21 protein-coding genes and 1 pseudogene are annotated in these 15,984 nt (G+C 69.5%); 12 read left to right on the forward strand and 10 right to left on the reverse strand.

The window, feature by feature from the left end; all coding sequences use genetic code 11:
* The first annotated feature begins 31 nt into the window (after positions 1–31).
* Genes AACX88_RS00275 through AACX88_RS00285 form a run of 3 tightly spaced genes read left to right on the forward strand, consistent with a single transcriptional unit; the run spans position 32 to position 1,853 of the window.
* Entirely contained in the window at positions 32–550 is a 519-nt protein-coding gene (locus tag AACX88_RS00275) for an SRPBCC family protein (protein ID WP_259786702.1), read from the forward strand.
* Positions 550–1,233, forward strand: coding sequence for a hemerythrin domain-containing protein (locus AACX88_RS00280; protein WP_259786700.1), 684 nt, complete (start codon positions 550–552; stop codon positions 1,231–1,233). The genes AACX88_RS00275 and AACX88_RS00280 overlap by 1 nt, the downstream gene beginning before the upstream one ends.
* A complete protein-coding gene (locus tag AACX88_RS00285) occupies positions 1,230–1,853 on the forward strand; it encodes a hypothetical protein (protein ID WP_259786699.1) in 624 nt (207 codons plus the stop codon). The genes AACX88_RS00280 and AACX88_RS00285 overlap by 4 nt, the downstream gene beginning before the upstream one ends.
* A 104-nt stretch (positions 1,854–1,957) precedes the next feature.
* On the opposite strand, the gene AACX88_RS00290 is transcribed toward AACX88_RS00285, so the two are convergent.
* The gene (locus AACX88_RS00290; RefSeq protein WP_259786697.1) at positions 1,958–2,971 is read right to left on the reverse strand and encodes an AraC family transcriptional regulator; all 1,014 of its coding nucleotides are present in this window, start codon (positions 2,969–2,971) and stop codon (positions 1,958–1,960) included.
* 155 nt (positions 2,972–3,126) lie between these two features.
* Here AACX88_RS00290 and AACX88_RS00295 point away from each other — a divergent pair, with 155 nt between their 5' ends.
* Positions 3,127–4,020 (forward strand): NmrA family NAD(P)-binding protein, encoded by an 894-nt coding sequence (locus AACX88_RS00295; protein ID WP_259786696.1) that lies wholly within the window; start codon positions 3,127–3,129, stop codon positions 4,018–4,020.
* Positions 4,017–4,490 carry an anthrone oxygenase family protein gene (locus AACX88_RS00300; protein ID WP_259786694.1) on the forward strand — a complete coding sequence of 158 codons (474 nt, stop codon included), beginning with the start codon at positions 4,017–4,019 and terminating at the stop codon, positions 4,488–4,490. Before AACX88_RS00295 ends, AACX88_RS00300 begins: the two co-directional genes overlap by 4 nt.
* 169 nt (positions 4,491–4,659) lie before the next feature.
* On the opposite strand, the gene AACX88_RS00305 is transcribed toward AACX88_RS00300, so the two are convergent.
* On the reverse strand, positions 4,660–5,010 hold the full coding sequence (locus AACX88_RS00305) for a hypothetical protein (protein WP_259786692.1): 351 nt from the start codon (positions 5,008–5,010) through the stop codon (positions 4,660–4,662).
* A gap of 58 nt (positions 5,011–5,068) precedes the next feature.
* Between AACX88_RS00305 and AACX88_RS00310 the strand changes: the two genes are divergently transcribed.
* Positions 5,069–5,527 (forward strand): MarR family winged helix-turn-helix transcriptional regulator, encoded by a 459-nt coding sequence (locus AACX88_RS00310; protein WP_259786690.1) that lies wholly within the window; start codon positions 5,069–5,071, stop codon positions 5,525–5,527.
* A gap of 25 nt (positions 5,528–5,552) precedes the next feature.
* Here the strand turns inward: AACX88_RS00310 and AACX88_RS00315 are convergent, their stop codons facing one another.
* Entirely contained in the window at positions 5,553–5,741 is a 189-nt protein-coding gene (locus AACX88_RS00315; RefSeq protein ID WP_259786688.1) for a hypothetical protein, read from the reverse strand.
* Between AACX88_RS00315 and AACX88_RS00320 the strand changes: the two genes are divergently transcribed.
* On the forward strand, positions 5,740–6,945 hold the full coding sequence (locus AACX88_RS00320; RefSeq protein ID WP_339391110.1) for a hypothetical protein: 1,206 nt from the start codon (positions 5,740–5,742) through the stop codon (positions 6,943–6,945). The genes AACX88_RS00315 and AACX88_RS00320 overlap by 2 nt on opposite strands.
* A 16-nt stretch (positions 6,946–6,961) precedes the next feature.
* Here the strand turns inward: AACX88_RS00320 and AACX88_RS00325 are convergent, their stop codons facing one another.
* From AACX88_RS00325 to AACX88_RS00335, 3 genes and pseudogenes are all read right to left on the reverse strand, one after another.
* Positions 6,962–8,206, reverse strand: coding sequence for an RNA polymerase sigma factor (locus tag AACX88_RS00325; protein WP_339391111.1), 1,245 nt, complete (start codon positions 8,204–8,206; stop codon positions 6,962–6,964).
* A 7-nt stretch (positions 8,207–8,213) separates the two neighbouring features.
* Positions 8,214–8,369, reverse strand: a pseudogene (locus tag AACX88_RS00330) (YciI family protein); the annotation flags it as partial.
* 12 nt (positions 8,370–8,381) lie between these two features.
* Positions 8,382–8,693, reverse strand: coding sequence for a YciI family protein (locus AACX88_RS00335; protein WP_339391112.1), 312 nt, complete (start codon positions 8,691–8,693; stop codon positions 8,382–8,384).
* A gap of 67 nt (positions 8,694–8,760) precedes the next feature.
* Between AACX88_RS00335 and AACX88_RS00340 the strand changes: the two genes are divergently transcribed.
* Together AACX88_RS00340 and AACX88_RS00345 are read left to right on the forward strand one after the other, a co-directional pair.
* Positions 8,761–10,545 (forward strand): bifunctional 3'-5' exonuclease/DNA polymerase, encoded by a 1,785-nt coding sequence (locus AACX88_RS00340; protein WP_339391113.1) that lies wholly within the window; start codon positions 8,761–8,763, stop codon positions 10,543–10,545.
* A 137-nt stretch (positions 10,546–10,682) separates the two neighbouring features.
* A complete protein-coding gene (locus AACX88_RS00345; protein WP_339391114.1) occupies positions 10,683–11,768 on the forward strand; it encodes an NAD(P)-dependent alcohol dehydrogenase in 1,086 nt (361 codons plus the stop codon).
* A 46-nt stretch (positions 11,769–11,814) separates the two neighbouring features.
* On the opposite strand, the gene AACX88_RS00350 is transcribed toward AACX88_RS00345, so the two are convergent.
* Positions 11,815–12,267 carry an anthrone oxygenase family protein gene (locus tag AACX88_RS00350; RefSeq protein WP_339391115.1) on the reverse strand — a complete coding sequence of 151 codons (453 nt, stop codon included), beginning with the start codon at positions 12,265–12,267 and terminating at the stop codon, positions 11,815–11,817.
* 208 nt (positions 12,268–12,475) lie between these two features.
* Here AACX88_RS00350 and AACX88_RS00355 point away from each other — a divergent pair, with 208 nt between their 5' ends.
* Positions 12,476–13,033: a TetR/AcrR family transcriptional regulator gene (locus tag AACX88_RS00355; protein ID WP_339391116.1), complete on the forward strand. Its 558-nt coding sequence runs from the start codon at positions 12,476–12,478 to the stop codon at positions 13,031–13,033.
* A 38-nt stretch (positions 13,034–13,071) separates the two neighbouring features.
* The gene (locus AACX88_RS00360) at positions 13,072–13,539 is read left to right on the forward strand and encodes a VanZ family protein (protein ID WP_339391117.1); all 468 of its coding nucleotides are present in this window, start codon (positions 13,072–13,074) and stop codon (positions 13,537–13,539) included.
* A 99-nt stretch (positions 13,540–13,638) separates the two neighbouring features.
* Here the strand turns inward: AACX88_RS00360 and AACX88_RS00365 are convergent, their stop codons facing one another.
* Entirely contained in the window at positions 13,639–14,076 is a 438-nt protein-coding gene (locus AACX88_RS00365; RefSeq protein ID WP_339391118.1) for a MarR family winged helix-turn-helix transcriptional regulator, read from the reverse strand.
* 109 nt (positions 14,077–14,185) lie between these two features.
* Here AACX88_RS00365 and AACX88_RS00370 point away from each other — a divergent pair, with 109 nt between their 5' ends.
* Positions 14,186–14,551 (forward strand): VOC family protein, encoded by a 366-nt coding sequence (locus AACX88_RS00370; protein WP_339391119.1) that lies wholly within the window; start codon positions 14,186–14,188, stop codon positions 14,549–14,551.
* 24 nt (positions 14,552–14,575) lie between these two features.
* On the opposite strand, the gene AACX88_RS00375 is transcribed toward AACX88_RS00370, so the two are convergent.
* Both AACX88_RS00375 and AACX88_RS00380 read right to left on the reverse strand, forming a co-directional pair.
* Positions 14,576–15,016: a YdeI/OmpD-associated family protein gene (locus AACX88_RS00375; RefSeq protein ID WP_339391120.1), complete on the reverse strand. Its 441-nt coding sequence runs from the start codon at positions 15,014–15,016 to the stop codon at positions 14,576–14,578.
* A gap of 10 nt (positions 15,017–15,026) precedes the next feature.
* A complete protein-coding gene (locus AACX88_RS00380; protein WP_339391121.1) occupies positions 15,027–15,980 on the reverse strand; it encodes a methyltransferase family protein in 954 nt (317 codons plus the stop codon).
* Positions 15,981–15,984 lie beyond the last annotated feature (4 nt).

Consider the following 15,984-nt stretch of genomic DNA (forward strand, 5'->3'; position numbering starts at 1 on the left):
GCACGAATGAGGGAAAGAAGGGGCGATCATCATGAACGCCGAACTCGAGAACGACGTGATCGGGCTGCGGATGCAGCGGGAGCTGCCGGGATCCCCGGCCGAGGTGTTCGCGGCGTACACGACCCCCGAGCGGCAGCGACTCTGGCTGTCGATGCTGGGGCCCGACGAGGGAGAGGTGGAGACGACCGTTGATCTTCGTGTCGGCGGACAGTGGGAAGCGCGGTTCCGACCGAATCCGCAGACCCGCGTGCACGATATCCAGACGTACCGGGAGATCGACCGCCCGTACAGGCTGGTCAGCGACCTCGTCGCCGAGTCGATCATCGACGGACAGGCCATGCCGGTGCTCGAAAGCCACATCGTCATGACCTTCGAGCCGAGGGACACGGCCGCCGGAGTCGGAACGGGCACGCTCGTCACCGTGGAGCAGACCGGGTTCCCCGCCGCCGAGATGCGTGACTTCTTCATGGGCGTCGTGTGGCCCGGTGGACTCGACCGCCTCGGAGCCTGCGTCGCCGGGCTCGACCACTCTGATGGGACGAGTCGGTGATGTCTCCGACAGCGCCCGGCTGCGACATCCGCGACCTCTACATCATCCATCGGGTGCTCCGTACGGCGTTCAGCCGTGCGCCGGGCCTGGTCGCCGCCGCGGGAGACGACCCTGCCCGGCATGAGCTGCTCGACGCACACATCAAGGAGATCACCGAGGCCCTCCACCGGCACCACCACGGCGAGGACCTCACGCTCTGGGATCGCCTCGCCGAGCGCCGCCCGGCCTGCGCCCTGCACGTCGAGCAGATGCGCGCCCAGCATGCCGACATCGGTCGGCGACTGACCGATGTGAAGAATGCGCACGCACGGTGGAAGGCGGACCGCAGCGGTGCCAACGCGGAACTGGCAGCGGCGCTCGAAGCCGTCGACACCGTGCTGGCGGCGCATCTCGGCGACGAGGAAGCCTTCGTCGCCGAGCACGCACCCGCGCTGCTCACGCAGACCGAGTGGGACGAGATGCGCGACCACGGGATCGCGGGCATTCCGAAGAACCGGCTGCTGATCCAGCTCGGTTACATGCTGCGCGCGTTCGAGTCAGAGGAGGAGCGGGCAGAGTTCTGGCGGGCGATCCCGCTCCCGGCGAGAGCGATGTACCGGCTGTTCGGCGAGCGGCAGCTCACCCGTGAGCTCACCGCCCTGTACGGTCCGGACGATGCGGCGGGGCGGAGCGCCGACGCGTGAGCGGGAGCGCCCCGACGGCAGCAGCCGGCATCGCGGCGGCGAGCCTGGGGGTCGCGGGCATCGCGCTGTGGACGGCGGCATTGACCCCGCAGTTCTTCCCCGTCTGGCGGGGGCAGGGTGACGTGCTCGAAACCGTCGCGCAGCACACGGCGCTGTGGCGGGTCACCGTGATCCTGTTCCTGATCAGCGCCGTCGCGTCCCTGCTCGGGTGCGCGCTCCTCTTCACCCAGGGCCGTGGCGTGTTCGGACTGTCGGGAGTGATTCTGCTCGGAGTGGCGACGCCGTTGTGGATGCTCAACCTCGCGGCACGGTTGAGCATCGTGCCGTCTGTCGCGACGGATCGCTCTCCTGAAGCGGAGGCGCTGCTCGCTCTCATGCAGTCGTGGACCGCGGCAGCATGGTACATCGCGGCGTTTCTCATCGCTGCCGCGTTCGCCGGGTTCGGTGCCGACATCCTGACCACCGGGTCGCTGACCACGTGGGCCGGCTGGGGCTGCCTGGCATCGGCGGCACTGTCCGTGGTGGTCCTCGTCGTGGCGCGCGACGCGGTGCCGGTCATCATCTATCTGCCCACAGTGCCACTGGCCATCGCCGTCACCATGACCTCGTCCCGTGGCTGAGCAGCCCGGAGGTCGGGGTGAGCCGTCCACAGGGCATCTGTCGGAGATCGTTGATTCCGTGCGGGAGAACGCCCGACTGGGATTCGCAGCACGAGGGGGGCGGTTCACGTCCTCCGCGCAGCGCTCTCCCTCCGCACGGAACCGGGCGAGCGGCCGACCTGCCGGGTGAAGGCGCGGCTGAACGCGGCCTCCGAACGGTAGCCGAGCTCACCGGCGAGGCGGGCCGCGGTGACGTCGGTCTCGCGCAGGCGGGATTCGGCTATGCTCATCCGCCAGCGGGTGAGGTACGCGATCGGGGCCTCGCCGACGAGTTCGGTGAACCGCGCGGACAGCGAGGATCGGGACATCCCGGCGACCCTCGCGAGCCGCTCGAGCGTCCACTCGTGGCCGGGATGTGCGTGGACGGCCTCGATGACCCGGCCGATGCGTTCGTCCCGGAGGGAGCGCAGCCACCCGGCGCTCGCCTCGGCGTCGGAGTTCATCCACGAGCGGATCGCCTGGACGACGAGGACGTCGGCGAGCCGGGTCGCCACGGTCTCCGCGCCCGGTTGCGGGTGGGCGAGCTCGGCGGCGATGAGGCGCAGGGTCTCTCGCACCGAGGAGGCGACGGAGACCGAGTCCCCGCTGACGTGGAGGACGGGCGGAAGGGCCCGCACGAGTTCGCGTGCGGCCGGATCGTCGAAGGCGACGATCGCGCAGATGAGCGTCGTGGTCCTCCCCGGTCCGCCGTAGCGCAGCCTGGAGCAGCTCTCACTGAGGTAGTCCTGGGGCAGCAGGTCGACGCGGGGTCCGCGCGGGGAATCGGGGTCGCTGAGGAGGTCATGGCCGGCCCCGTGCGGGACGAGGGCGAGATCACCGGCGGCGAGTTCGACGAGGGAGGGCCGGGTGGATCCGGCCCCCGGCAGCCGGAGCCAGCACGTGCCGGCGATGAGGACGTGGAAGCTCAGCGAATCGGGGATCGCAGGCATCTCGAGCGACCACGGGTCCCCGAGCTCGGCGTGGCTGTAGAACGTCGACCGCATCCGCAGATTCGACAGCACGCGCGCAAGCCGCTCATCCGCGCCTCCCGGGGGCCTGACTGCGGCGGAGGTGCTCTCGGTGCGGGTGCCTGTTCCCATGCCCGCATCGTCGCACAGAATCCCACCGATCGTCCGCCTGGTTCGGACGATCGGGCAAGAAGAGCGGTTCTCCGGGCATGGATCGACCGAACTGCGCTCCGTAGCGTCGGAGGTGCAGGCAGAACGGTTCGCAGCAGAAGAGAAGAGGACTGACCATGTACGTCATCGCAGGAGCAACGGGACGCGTCGGATCGGCCACCGCGAGGGCCATGCTCGATTCAGGCGCGGACACCCGCGTCCTCGTCCGCAGGGACACTGACGCGAAGCGCTGGGAGGAGGCCGGCGCCGAGGCGGTCGTCACCGGCCTCGACGACGAGGAGGGATTGAGCGCGGCGCTGAACGGAGCGGACGGATTCTTCGTGCTCCTTCCCTTCGACCTCGGCGCCGACGACCTCGACGCCCACGCCGACCGGCTCATCGCCTCCATCGCCGCAGCCGTGGCCAGGGCTGCCGTGCCTCACGTCGTCATGCTCTCCTCGGTAGGCGCCGACCTCGCGACCGGCACGGGCCCGATCACCGGACTCCACCGCCTCGAGCGGGCGCTGCGGGCGGCTGGGACGAAACTCACCGCCCTGCGTTCGGGCCACTTCCAGGAGAAGGTCTCCGACGTCATCGACCTCGCCCGCGACACCGGGACCTACCCCGTCTTCGCCTCCTCCGCCGAAGTGCCCGTGCCCATGGTCGCGACCCGAGACCTCGGGGCGCTCGCTGCCGGGTGCCTGCTCGACCCGCCGCCCGCGACCGAGGCCGTCGACGTCATCGGTCCCGCCCGGACGGAACGGGAGGTCGCCGAGGTGCTCGGCCGGGGTCTCGGGCGTGAGCTCACCGTCGACCTCGTTCCCGAGCCCTCGTGGTCGCCGGCCCTGGCCGAGGCGGGCTTCCCTCCGCATGTCGCCGACAGCCTCGCCGAGCTCTACCGCGCCGATGCGGCCGGCCTCCTCGCTCCCCGCGGGGATCGGTCGGTCACGGTGGACACGAGCATCGAGGAGACCGTCGCGGCACTCCTCGGCGCGGGCGGGACGGACCCCGGAGCGGGTCCACGGTCATGATCACGGGACTGCTCACCGCCTCGGCGGTCGTGGTCAACGGACTCCTCGCGGGACTCTTCTTCGCGTTCGTCTGCGCGGTCTCACCTGCGTATCGTCGCCTGAGCGATGAGGAGTTCGTCCACGGATTCCGCGCGATCAACCGAGCGATCCTCCGGCCCTCGTTCCTCACGGTGTTCTTCGCCGCCCCGGTCACGGCACTCGCGGCCGCAGTGGTCGGGACGGTGAGCGGGGCCGCGGTCGACGGAACAGCGGTGCTGCTCCTCTGGGTCGGCGCCGCCGGGTCACTCGCCTCCTTCCTCATCACCGTGACGGTCAACGTCCCGCTCAACCAGCGCCTCGACCAGGCGCCGATCGACACGAACGCTGACTGCTCAGTTGCGCGAGTGGGCTTCGAGGCGACGTGGAACCGGTGGAACCTCGTCCGGTGCGTGGGCAACATCGTCGCCGTGCTCGCGCTCTCCCTCGGGTGAGTGCCGGCCCTGCTCTTGCTTATCGCGGTAGGGAAGACGACTGTTGCCGAACCTGAACAGCGCAGACGGCCCACAGCGCGGATCCGGGGATGGCTTCGCTTCCATGCGCCGACTCCGGCGATGGCGGAGTTCTCCTGCTGCTGGGTCTGTCAGGAAAGCAGCTCGGATGCTAGAGGAGCGCCAAAACCGCCGCTCCATGACAGAGCACGGCGAACACGGCACCGGTGATCATGCCGGGAAGTCGATGGAGAACCCCGATGATCACGTCGCCGACTTGTGCGAGGATCGCGGTCCCGAGCAGAAGAAACAGGAATATCGACGCTGGAGAGAGCCAGACTGCGATGCCCACCGCGAGCCCAAGCGGTATCGCGCGAGCAGCGTACATCGCTGGATAGAAGCGGCTTGGCGTGCCCTCGTCGGCCTGTGGTGCGATCATGCCGGGCTTGACCAGCGCGGCGACCCCGAAGCCGGTTGAGGCGAGAGCAGCCAGAGTGTTGAACAGTGCGATCCACCACGGCATAGTCGTTCTCCAATCAATCATTCTTTACTGAATCATTCACAATGTTATCGTAGTGGTCATGAGTGAAGGAGAAGACGAGGCGATTCTCGGCGCGGCGTGTTTCCGGCTGGGCCTGCTGGGGGCGAGACTCACGCAGGCGTTCTCTGAGCGCATCGAACAGATCGGACTCACGCACAAGCAGGTCGGCCTGTTGGCCGTGGTCAACGCGGGTCTCGCGCAGTCGCAGCGCGACATCGCGACGCGACTGCAGGTGGCGCCGAGTCTGGTGGTGTCGCTGGTCGATCAGCTCATCGAGATCGGCGCCGTGACACGGTCGCGCAGCGTATCGGACAGGCGAGTGCAGACGATCGAACTCACCGAGCGAGGTCGCAGCCTTCTGGCCGAGAGCAACAGTGCCGCGGCTGATCTCGACTCCGAATTCCGAAGCACCCTCTCCCAGCCGGGACGGGCTGCGCTTGACACGCTGCTGCGTGAACTCGACGTGCAGCACACCGCGACCCGCACGGTCATCGAGTAGACCGAGAATCGCAGAGACAAACCGATCAGGACGTCGCTGGTCTTCCAGCTCTGCGGGTGCTCGACTCTTTGCCGCCGCTCGCGAGTGTGATCGCGCTGTACGTGGTCGCCGGGCTGTCGGTGGTGAGTGCGGGGATGAAGATCGCGCCGATGAGGCAGAACCGGAACAGCGCGGGCACGTCTGCGACCGGATCCGAGGATAGATTCGCTTCCATGACCTCGACCCGTCCCGCCGTCCGCACGATCGCCGCGCTCGCCGTCGCGCTCGGTCTCGCGCTGACCGGCTGCACTCCCGCGAATCCGAACGATCCTGACCTGCCGCCCGAGGCGGATCTGCAGCTGTCCCCGCACGGCGATGCGGGCGCGTGGTTCGATCCGGCCTATGCCGCGGGACTCGGAGACCAGTACGCGACGCCGAACGAGATCTGCGCCGTGACCGACGATGTGGTCGTCGAGTTTCAGCGCGGACCGGTGGGCACGTCGACGGTGCTCGGCCGGGCTCTCACCGGAGGGGCGGTGCAATGGCAGCTCGAGGATGCGGCGTGCACTCGGGACGCGTTCCTGCCCTCCGAGGCCCAAACCAACCGTGCGGCGGCGGTGCTCATCGGCACCGCGCAGGGCTCCGCGAACCCGAGGTGGTCGCTGTTCGATCCGGCCACGGGTCGTGAGCGGCAGAAGCTCGGCGTCAGTCCGCAGGCAGCAGGGGTGACACCGCTGACCTGGGTCGATGACATGCTCGTCGCCGAACTGACCGACTCCGGCATCGTCGGTCTGCGAGGTGAGGACGAGGTGTGGCGACTGCCGATCGCGAGCGGAGCGACGGTGACCGTCCTCGCCGACGGCTTCCTCGGCGTGACGGAGCGACTGGGAGGAACGATCTCCGTCATCGACGCGAACAAGGGCGCGGTGACGATGACGAGATCGGTGGCCGATGCCTTCGACATCACGTGGGCCAGCGACGGCTATGTGCAGAACATCCAGGAGACCGACCCCGAATACGCGTACTACGACCTGCGAGGCAACGAGGTCGACCGGACGAAGGGCGTCTCCCAGTATCCGTTCGTCCCGCAGCCCTACCGCGGGGTGACCTTCCCGGTCGCCGACCATCGGAAGGCGGGCACCGTCGTCGGCGTGAGCGCCGACGGGACGCCCGCACTCTTCGAAGCCGAGAACGGACGCACCTTCACCCAGGCCGGTGAGCTCGAGGACCTGCCGGGAGGCATCCTCGGCCTCACCGGAGTGAGCACCGACGGCTCGCTGCTGCTCTTCGAGACCAGCGATGGGCTCGTCATCCGGGATGATGAAGGCAAGACGGTCGGGCAGTGGCCCCTGGACTACTCGGAGCTGCGAATCGAATCCGGCCGCATCATCGTCTCTGGTGCCTTGGGGACCGCGGTGCTCCTGCCGTCCGCAGTCTAGTCAGTCGTCAGTCTAGTCAGTCGTCGCCGAGGCGGTGTGCGATGCCCGTGAGGTGATCACGTTCGGCGGGGTCTGTGGTCAGGGAGATCGCGCGCGCCACCGCTTCCCGCGCCTCGGCGTTCCGACCGGATCTGCGGAGCAGATCGGCTCGCAGCGTCCACGCGGGCTGATACCCAGCGATCCTCGCGGTGTCCCCTGCGTGATCGAGGGCCCGGAGGCCGGCGTCGGGGCCGCTGATCTCTGCGATGACGGCGCTGCGGGCGACGGCGCCGCCGAGCGTCGGCGCCATCGCCTCGAGATCGTTATGCAGGCGCAGGAGCACCGGCCAGTCGGTCCGACCCCGCCGGATGCCTGACATGTGGACGATCTGGATCGCTGCTTCGAGGCCGAACCGCCCCACCGACCGGCATAGGTGGACGTTCCGGAGGTGGTGTTCGCCGCGGGCGACGAGGGAGGCATCCCAGCGGTCCGGATCCTGCTCGGCCAGCGGGACGAACGCTCCGGCCGCGTCGCGTCGGGCGGGGAAACGCGAGGCGGAGAGGTGGAGGAGGGCCGCGAGGCCGTGGGACTCGGCGTCGTCGGGGCAGAGCTCGGCGACGAGTCGGGAGAGGAAGAGCGCCTCCCCAGTCGTCCCCGCGCGCGGTTCCGCGGCCGCATGGACCCACTCGATCGCGAAGGCCCCGTAGATCGCCTCGAGGATCGCCTCGAGCCGCGCGGGCATGCTCGACCGGTCGGGCAGCTCGAATCCGATGCCCGAGGCCGCGATCCGCTTCTTCGCGCGGGTCAGCCGCGCCGAGACGGTCGCCGCCGGCAGGGCCATCGCCGCGGCGATCTGCGCCCCGGTCATGCCGAGGACGGCCGAGAGCATGAGCAGAGGCCGCGTCGGCGGATCGATCTGCGGGTGCGCACACGCGGCGAGGAGTTCGAGCCGGCGATCGGGAACGGCGTCGACATCGCCGCCGTCGGCCGCCTCGGCGCGGGAGGGACGGTCGTGGAGGTCGGGGGAGAAGGCCACCGACGTCCGCGCCGCCGCTGACTTCCACACGTCGCGGCGCGCATTGCGGGCGACCCGGTAGAGCCAGCCCTGCGGATTGTCGGGCACACCGTCGACCGGCCATGTGCGGACGGCCTTCTCGAGCGCGGCGGCCAGGGCGTCCTCGGCTCCGGCGATGTCGCCGTCGGCAGCGGCGAGGAGGGCGATGATCCTGCCCCAGGCATCCTGGGACACGATCATCGCCCGCTCCTCCGGGGTGATGGCCATCAGCGGCTCACGACTGCACCCATGCGCCGTCGATGTAGGCGACGGCGACGGGACGGACCTCGATGACCCCGTAGGCCGTGCCGGGGAACTTCTCCGCCCAGGCCAGCGCCGCGTCCCGGTCCTCGACGTCGATGACGAAGACGCCGGCGAGGGCCTCCTTCGTCGCGGCGAACGGTCAGTCCTCGATGACGACGGTGCCGGTGCGGCGGGTGACGGTGACGGTCGCGGATTGGGGTGCGAGCATCTCGGCGGCGACGAAGACGCCGGCCGCCTCGAGGGCATCGGCGTAGTCCGTCATCAGCCGTTGCATCTCCTCCATATCCTCGGCCGAGGGCTGCGGGGCGCCTGCGCCGGGTTCGGGGGCGTGGAAGACGAGTGAGCAGCGCATGATCGATTCCTTTCCTCTGCTGCGGATCGTGCAGCCGTTCCGGCGACCGTGGTTCGGTCGCTCATCGGTGAGACGACCGAGCCCGGCTGGTTTCGACATCTGCGGCAAGAATATTCGAGATCATGCTCAGGCGGGCCGCGTCAGTCCCGCGCAGTAGGGTTGACCCATGCCCTCCGAGTCCGCGCCGACGCCTGCGTGGACGGTGCTCGGTCGCGCGGACTCGGAGGCGGATGCGCCTGTGGTGCGCGACCATCGGGTCACCGTCGTCGACCTCGGACCCGACGGTGAGGAGATCGGACGGACGACCCTCGCCGAGGCGGCCCTGCCCGACCTCGTCCGTGACCGTGAGGGCGGTGCTGGGCCCGGTGCCTCCCCGCCGAGGTGGGTCGTCAGCGACACCCCGAAGTGGTATCCGGTGCTGCTCGCCTCCGGCGTGCGCATCGACCGTGCCCACGACCTCCGGCTCGCCCACGCGATCCTCGCCCGTTCCTCTCTCGTCACCGACCGTTCGGCGCTCACAGCGGCAGACGAGTGGGACGCGGGACCGGTCACCGCACCCGCCGTCGGGCAGGCCGAGACCCTCTTCGACGTCGCGGGAGGACGCGGGCACGTGAAGGAGGTCCCGCACGGCATCGCCGCAGCGCTCGCCGAATTCGCCCGCCAGCAGGCGGCAGTCGGGACCGCGAGCGACCCCGGGCGGCTGCGGCTCCTCCTCGCCGCGGAATCCGCCGGCGGCCTCGTCGCCGCGGAGATGCACGCGGCAGGCGTCCCGTGGGACGTGGCCGAACATGAGCGGATCCTCGCAGACCTCCTCGGCCCGAGACCCGCTGCGGGAGCGAAGCCTGCGAAGATGCTCGCCGCCGCCGAGGAGGTCCGCACCGCCCTCGACGACCCGAACGTCAGCCTCGACTCCCCGACCCGACTGCTCCCTGCCCTGCGCAATGCTGGGATCAACGTGTCCTCGACCTCGAAGTGGGAGCTCGCCGAATCGACGCATCCTGCGATCGAACCGCTGCTGCGGTACAAGAAGATGGCGCGGCTGCTCTCGGCCAACGGCTGGCACTGGCTCGCCGAGTGGGTGGCCGAGGGCCGCTACCGTCCCGTCTACGTCCCCGGCGGCGTCGTCACCGGCCGGTGGGCTGCCAGCGGTGGGGGCGCCCTCCAGATCCCCCGGCAGCTGCGCCCGGCCCTCCGCGCCGATGACGGGTGGACGCTCATCTCCGCGGACGTCGCCCAGCTCGAACCGCGGGCGCTCGCCGCGATGTCCGGCGACCGAGCGATGGCCGAGGCCGGGTCCGGCCGCGACCTCTACTCCGGCCTCGTCGACGAGGGTATCGTCGCCACCCGGCAGGAGGCGAAGATCGCGGTCCTCGGGGCGATGTACGGCTCGACGACCGGGGAGGCCGGTCGTCTCGTCCCCCGCCTGCGCCAGTCGTTCCCCGCCGCGATGCGCCTCGTCGACACCGCAGCCGAGGAGGGACGCCGCGGGGGAGTCGTGACGACGTGGCTCGGACGGACCTCCCCGGAACCCGGAGAGGGCTGGCGACGCGTCCAGTCCCGGGCCGACCAGATCGATGCCACCCCGCACGATGAGAATCGGGCCCGTCGGGCCGCCGGGGACTGGGGGCGCTTCACCCGCAACTTCGTCGTCCAGGGCACCGCCGCCGAATGGGCGCTCGCCTGGCTCGCCGACCTCCGATTGCGACTGGCCCAGCTGCCGGAGATCGAGGGCTCGCCCGCGACCGCCTCGGGGCCGGCCTTCTCTCGGCGCGCCCACCTCGTCTTCTTCCTCCACGACGAGGTCATCGTCCATGCCCCGGAGGCGCACGCCGAGGCCGCCGCGGACGCGATCAGGGAGGCGGCCGCCTCGGCGGGGAGACTCCTCTTCTCCGGTGCCCCCGTCGACTTTCCGCTGGACCTGACGATCGGGGAACGGGCGGCGGCGAAGTAGCCGGTGTCCGAGGTGCTCCGAGGACGTGGGCGACGAGTCAGCGGGACACGGGCCTTGACGCGGGGGGACATGTCAGCGGCAGGATGTAGTGTGTGCGGAGTCCGCACGAACCCCTGTCTCGAGCACTGGAGGAACCTATGTCGATCACTGTCAAAGCACTGCAGAAGACCGGACCCGACCAACCGTTCCGCGTCGCCGAGATCGACCGCCGCGACCCCCGCCCCGACGACGTCGTCATCGACATCAAGGCGGCAGGCATCTGCCACAGCGACATCCACACGATCCGCAACGAATGGGGTGAGGCGAGCTTCCCGCTCACCGTCGGCCACGAGATCGCCGGCGTCGTCTCGGCCGTGGGCTCCGAGGTCACCGACTGGAAGGTCGGCGACCGCGTGGGTGTGGGCTGTCTCGTCAACTCGTGCGGCGAATGCGCCGAATGCCTCGCCGGCCAGGAGCAGAACTGCCTCATCGGCAATGTCGGCACGTACAACTCGACCGACGTCGACGGGACGGTCACGCAGGGCGGTTACGCGGAGAAGGTCGTCGTCAACGAACGGTTCGTCCTCCGCATCCCCGACGGCCTCGACTTCGACGTCGCCGCCCCGCTGCTGTGCGCGGGCATCACAACATACTCGCCGCTCCACCGCTGGGGTGCCGGCGAGCTCAAGGACGGCAAGCCGAAGAAGGTCGCGGTCCTCGGCCTCGGCGGTCTCGGACACATGGGCGTGCAGATCGCCGCGGCCATGGGCGCCGACGTCACCGTGCTCTCCCGGTCGCTGAAGAAGGAGCAGCTCGCGATCGACCTCGGGGCGGCCAGGATGCTCTCGACGGCGGAGGAGGACTTCTTCACCGAGCACCGCGGCGAATTCGACCTCATCCTCAACACGATCAGCGCCGACATCCCCGTCGACCGGTATCTGCGGCTCCTCGCCCCGCGCGGTGTCATGGCCGTCGTCGGCCTGCCGCCGAACAAGCAGGAGCTCTCCTTCGGTTCGCTCATCGGCGGCGGCAAGGTGCTCGCCGGATCGAACATCGGCGGCATCGCCGAGACCCAGGAGATGCTCGACTTCTGCGCCGAGCACGGCATCGCCGCCCAGATCGAGACGATCGGCATCACCGAGGCGGACTCCACCTACGACCGGGTCGTCGCCGGTGAGGTCTACTTCCGCGCCGTCATCGACATCGCGACCCTGAACGACGCCGAGGTGGCAGCCGGGGTCTGAGGGCTGCGTGCCCTGAGGGTCGCGTGCCCTGAGGCCGGAGTGCCGGTCAGAGGATCGTCGCCGCCGAGGCGAGCAGCGCGAAGGCGGCGACGATGACGGCGACGCGGACGATGTGGAGCCGGTCCCATCGGCGGACCTGCTCGCGCCAGTCCGTCGGATGGGCCTCGGCGGTCCACGTCCTGGTGCGGTTGTTGATCGGGACGAGCAATGTCACGGACATAATGACACTGACGGCGAGGAGGACGGCGGCGATCGCGGCCGTCGACGCCGAGGCCGATCCCCAGGTCAGGGCCGCGAACGCGCTCGTGAGCACAAGCGAGACGATGTACCACACGGGCATCGACGCCCCGAGCATCCGCGCACCGTCGGCCCGCGCGCTCAGCGATGGGCCTGCGGGCAGGCGCAGGGTGATCGGATTGACGACGACGGCGACGGCGAGTTCGACGCCGACCATGATGCCGACGGTCGTCGTCGCGAGGATTCCGAGGATGACGTCCACGGTGTTGTCCTTCCACTGGCGAGTGCTGGTTCGGATGATGTCGGCGATTCCGCTATACCGTCGCGACCCCCGCGTCGACTTCTGGATGCCGATTCTTCGACAGTTCCGATCCGGCACGACCGACAATCTAGCAGCGCTAGACGATCTAGCAATGCTAGATTAGAGCGCGGAGGTCGTCGATGCAAGGATTCCAGGGGAGGGGGCGGCGGTGACCGACAGACAGACACGACTCGACGAGCGGCGCGCCGCGATCCTCGCAGCCGCCCGCACCAGCGCGGACTCCGCAGGCTGGTCGGCGGTGACGACCCGACGGCTCTCCGAGGCGATCGGCTATTCGCAGCCGGTCCTCTACGGGCACTTCCCCGGCGGCAAGGCGGAGATCATGCGCACTGTCGCCCTCGAGGGATTCGTTGACCTCCGGCAGCGGTGTCGGACGGCGATCGACGCGGCGGGAGACGAGTCCGGAGGCGATCGACGCGCCCTCATCGCAGCGCTGGCCCACGCCTACCTCGATTTCGCCGACGCGCACCCGGCCGTCTACGAGGCGATGTTCGCCGAGCCCATCGGAGCGCGATTCGCAGAAGAGGACAATGAACCCGAACTCAGGGACGCCTTCACGGTGATCGCCGAGGTCGTCGGCGAGGACACCGCGACCGAGGTGCTCTGGGGTGCGCTGCACGGGATGAGCCTGCTCGAACGCGCGGGGCGAATGAAGGTCGCCGACCGGTCACGGCGGGTCGCCGACCTCAGCGCGCGCTTCGCGTGAGCGCGCCGTCTCAGGCTCGCCCGGTATCGTGGACGGCGATGACAGGCTTCAGGCAACGCGTGCGTTCGGTCCCGTTGGGCCTGCTCATCCTCTACACGGCCTTCATCGGGCTCGTCACGCTCACCCCGCGACAGCTCGACACGTCTCCCGGCTCCCCGATCGCCCGCCTGCTCAGCTTCTTCGCCTCCCACGAGGCGACCGCGTGGCTGACCTACGAACGCGTGGAGATGCTCGCCAACGTCGGCCTCTTCGTGCCCTTCGGCTTCCTGCTCGCCCTTCAGCTCGGTGAGCGCCGCTGGTGGATCGGCTGGGTCGCCGGCGCCGTCTTCACGAGCCTCATCGAGGGCGCACAGCTCACCCTGCTCTCCCCGACCCGCTTCGGGACGGTGAGCGACCTCGTGACGAACACGCTCGGGGCCGGCCTCGGGTCCGCGCTCGCCCTCCTCGTCATGCTCCTGTCGCCCCAGCGCATTGAGAGGGAGCCCGCCGAGTTCGTCGTGCGCTGAGCCTGCCAGGTTCGTCGTGCGCTGAGCCTGCCAAGTTCGTCGTGTGCTGAGCGCCCCTTCGAGCAGGTCGGCCCTCCAGCGTCTCAGCTCTTCAGCGCCTCAGTCCTGCAGCGCCTCGATGCACGACTCAATGGCCTCGGCGAAGCCGCGTTGCGCATCCTCATCCAAGCCGCTGACCAGGCGTTCCTCGATCCCCGCGACCGCTGCGACCGCCTCGTCGAGGAGCTGCTCGCCTTCGGGAGTGAGCGTCGTCGGACGCGCCCGACCCGTGTCGACAGTGCTCGGCCGGGTGACGAGACCGCGCTCCTGCAGTCCGCGCAGCAGGGTGTTCATCGCCTGCCGCGTGACGAAGGCCCCGCGCGCGAGCTCGGAGTTCGACGCCCCGGGGGAGCGCCGAAGCAGTTCGAGGCACGCGTACTGCGGCGTCGAGAGCTCGAGCGGACGCAGCACCTCCTCCATGCGGGCCCGCAGCAGGGACTGGAGATGCTTGAGCTGATAGCCGATGAGGGATTCGAGGCGCGGAAGGTCTTGACTCATGTCAGTAGTCTGACATACATTCGAGATGTCAGAAACCTGACATATTGATTCTCGTTGAGAAGAATCCTCATCGAGGACAGAGCCCCAACGACGACAGAGGAGAGAGATCATGACTGTCACAGGAGTCGACTTCGTCGCCCTTCAGGTCCGAGACATCGAGGCTGCCGCGGACTTCTACACCACCCGTCTCGGGCTCACCCGTGCACCGGCGAGCCCGCCCGGGGCCGTCGTCTTCACGACCGAGCCGATCCCCTTCGCCGTGCGCGAACCTCTGCCCGGTGTCGACCTCGATTCCGGTCCGAGGCCGGGCAACGGGGTGGCGCTGTGGTTCAAGTGCGAGGATGCCGCAGAGTTGCACGATTCCCTCGCCGAGGCGGGGGTCGAGATCCTCCGGGCCCCGGCGCCGAGTCCCTTCGGACAGACCTTCACCTTCGCCGATCCCGACGGCTACGCGGTCACCGTCCACGACGGCTGAGCGGTCAGGCTCGGGTTCCGGGGGCTATGCGCCGGCGGTCAGGGAGTCGACGATCTTGGCGATCCGCCGCTCTCGGGTCTCGGGAGCCTTTGCCGAGGTGACCTGCCGGACGTGCTCCTTGCGCTTCGAGGGAGCCAGCGCATCGAAGGCGTCGCGGACACGGCTGCGGTCGAGCGCCTCGGCGAGATCATCCGGGACGGGAGTGTCCCGACTCGAAGTGTCGTGGACGAGGGTGACCTCGTGGGTCTCGCCGCCCGCGACACCGGCGGCCTCCCGATGCGCCTTCGCGAGCGGGATGAGGTGCTTCCCGCCCATGACCGCGGTCGTCGACGGGTACGAGTAGCCGTTGATCGTCACGATCACGGGCACGCGTCGGCCGGCGTCGAAGCCGAGGACGACCTCCTCGGGGACCTCGATGCCGACATTGTTCCCGTTGCTGATGAGCGTCGTGGTGAAGGTGACCATGGGGTTCCTCTCAGGTGCGGGGCCGCGGGACCCAGCAGGCCACCTCGGCGGAGTAGTCGTCGAAGTCCTCACCGAAGCGGCTGCGGAGGTCGGCCTCCTCGTGGGGGCGGATCATCCAATTCCACAGTAGGGACCCGGCGATCGCGTAGGCGATGACGAACCATGACTCGACGAACAGCCCGATCGCCACGCCCTGGACGACCCCGGCCACGGCCATCGGATTGCGGAGGAAGCGGTAGGGGCCGTCGTCGACGAGGCGGTTGGCCATCTCGGCGGGCAGGGGCGTGCCGCCGCCGAAGCGCGCCATCGTCACCGCCGACCAGATGCCCAGGGCGCTGGCCAGGACGAGGAGGGCGAAGCCGGCGACGACGACGAGGACGGGGAACTTCACGTCGAGCCCCCACCGCTCCTCGAGCGCTGCGAGGATCCACGGGATGACGACGAGGAAGACACCCCAGAAGACGACGAGTTGGAGGCCGGTGCGCACGAGCAGGGAATTCTGGTCCTCGGTGCCCGAGCTGCGGAAGGAGAACGGGCCGAAGAGGAGCCTCTCGGTCGGCACGCGGCCGGTGAGGACGAGGAGGCCGGCGAGGGTGCTCGCGACTGCGGCGGCGATCATGAGGACGGCGCCGAGGCCCGCCTCGGTGGTCACGGTCGCATAGACGGCCATGCCGAGAGCGACGAGGATCGTCCACGGCACCGCGACCCACACGGCCCGGCGCAGACCTAGGGCGACGGCTGCGGAGGCGAGGACGAAGAGCGGGATGTCGACGGCGGCGACGAGGACCGGATCGAGGGATCCGAGCGTCGCCGTGCGCACGGCGGTCACCGTGAAGACGCCGAGCCACCAGGCGGCGCCGGCGATCGCCTGGACCGCGAAGTAGGCGCGGCCGTGGATGCGGGAGAGAGGGAGTTCGGTCGCGGGGCGCTGGTGCGGCTGCGGTTGATTCTGCGGCTGCGTCATCGGG

This window comes from Brevibacterium metallidurans (assembly GCF_037101285.1).
Taxonomy (GTDB): Bacteria; Actinomycetota; Actinomycetes; order Actinomycetales; family Brevibacteriaceae; genus Brevibacterium; species Brevibacterium metallidurans.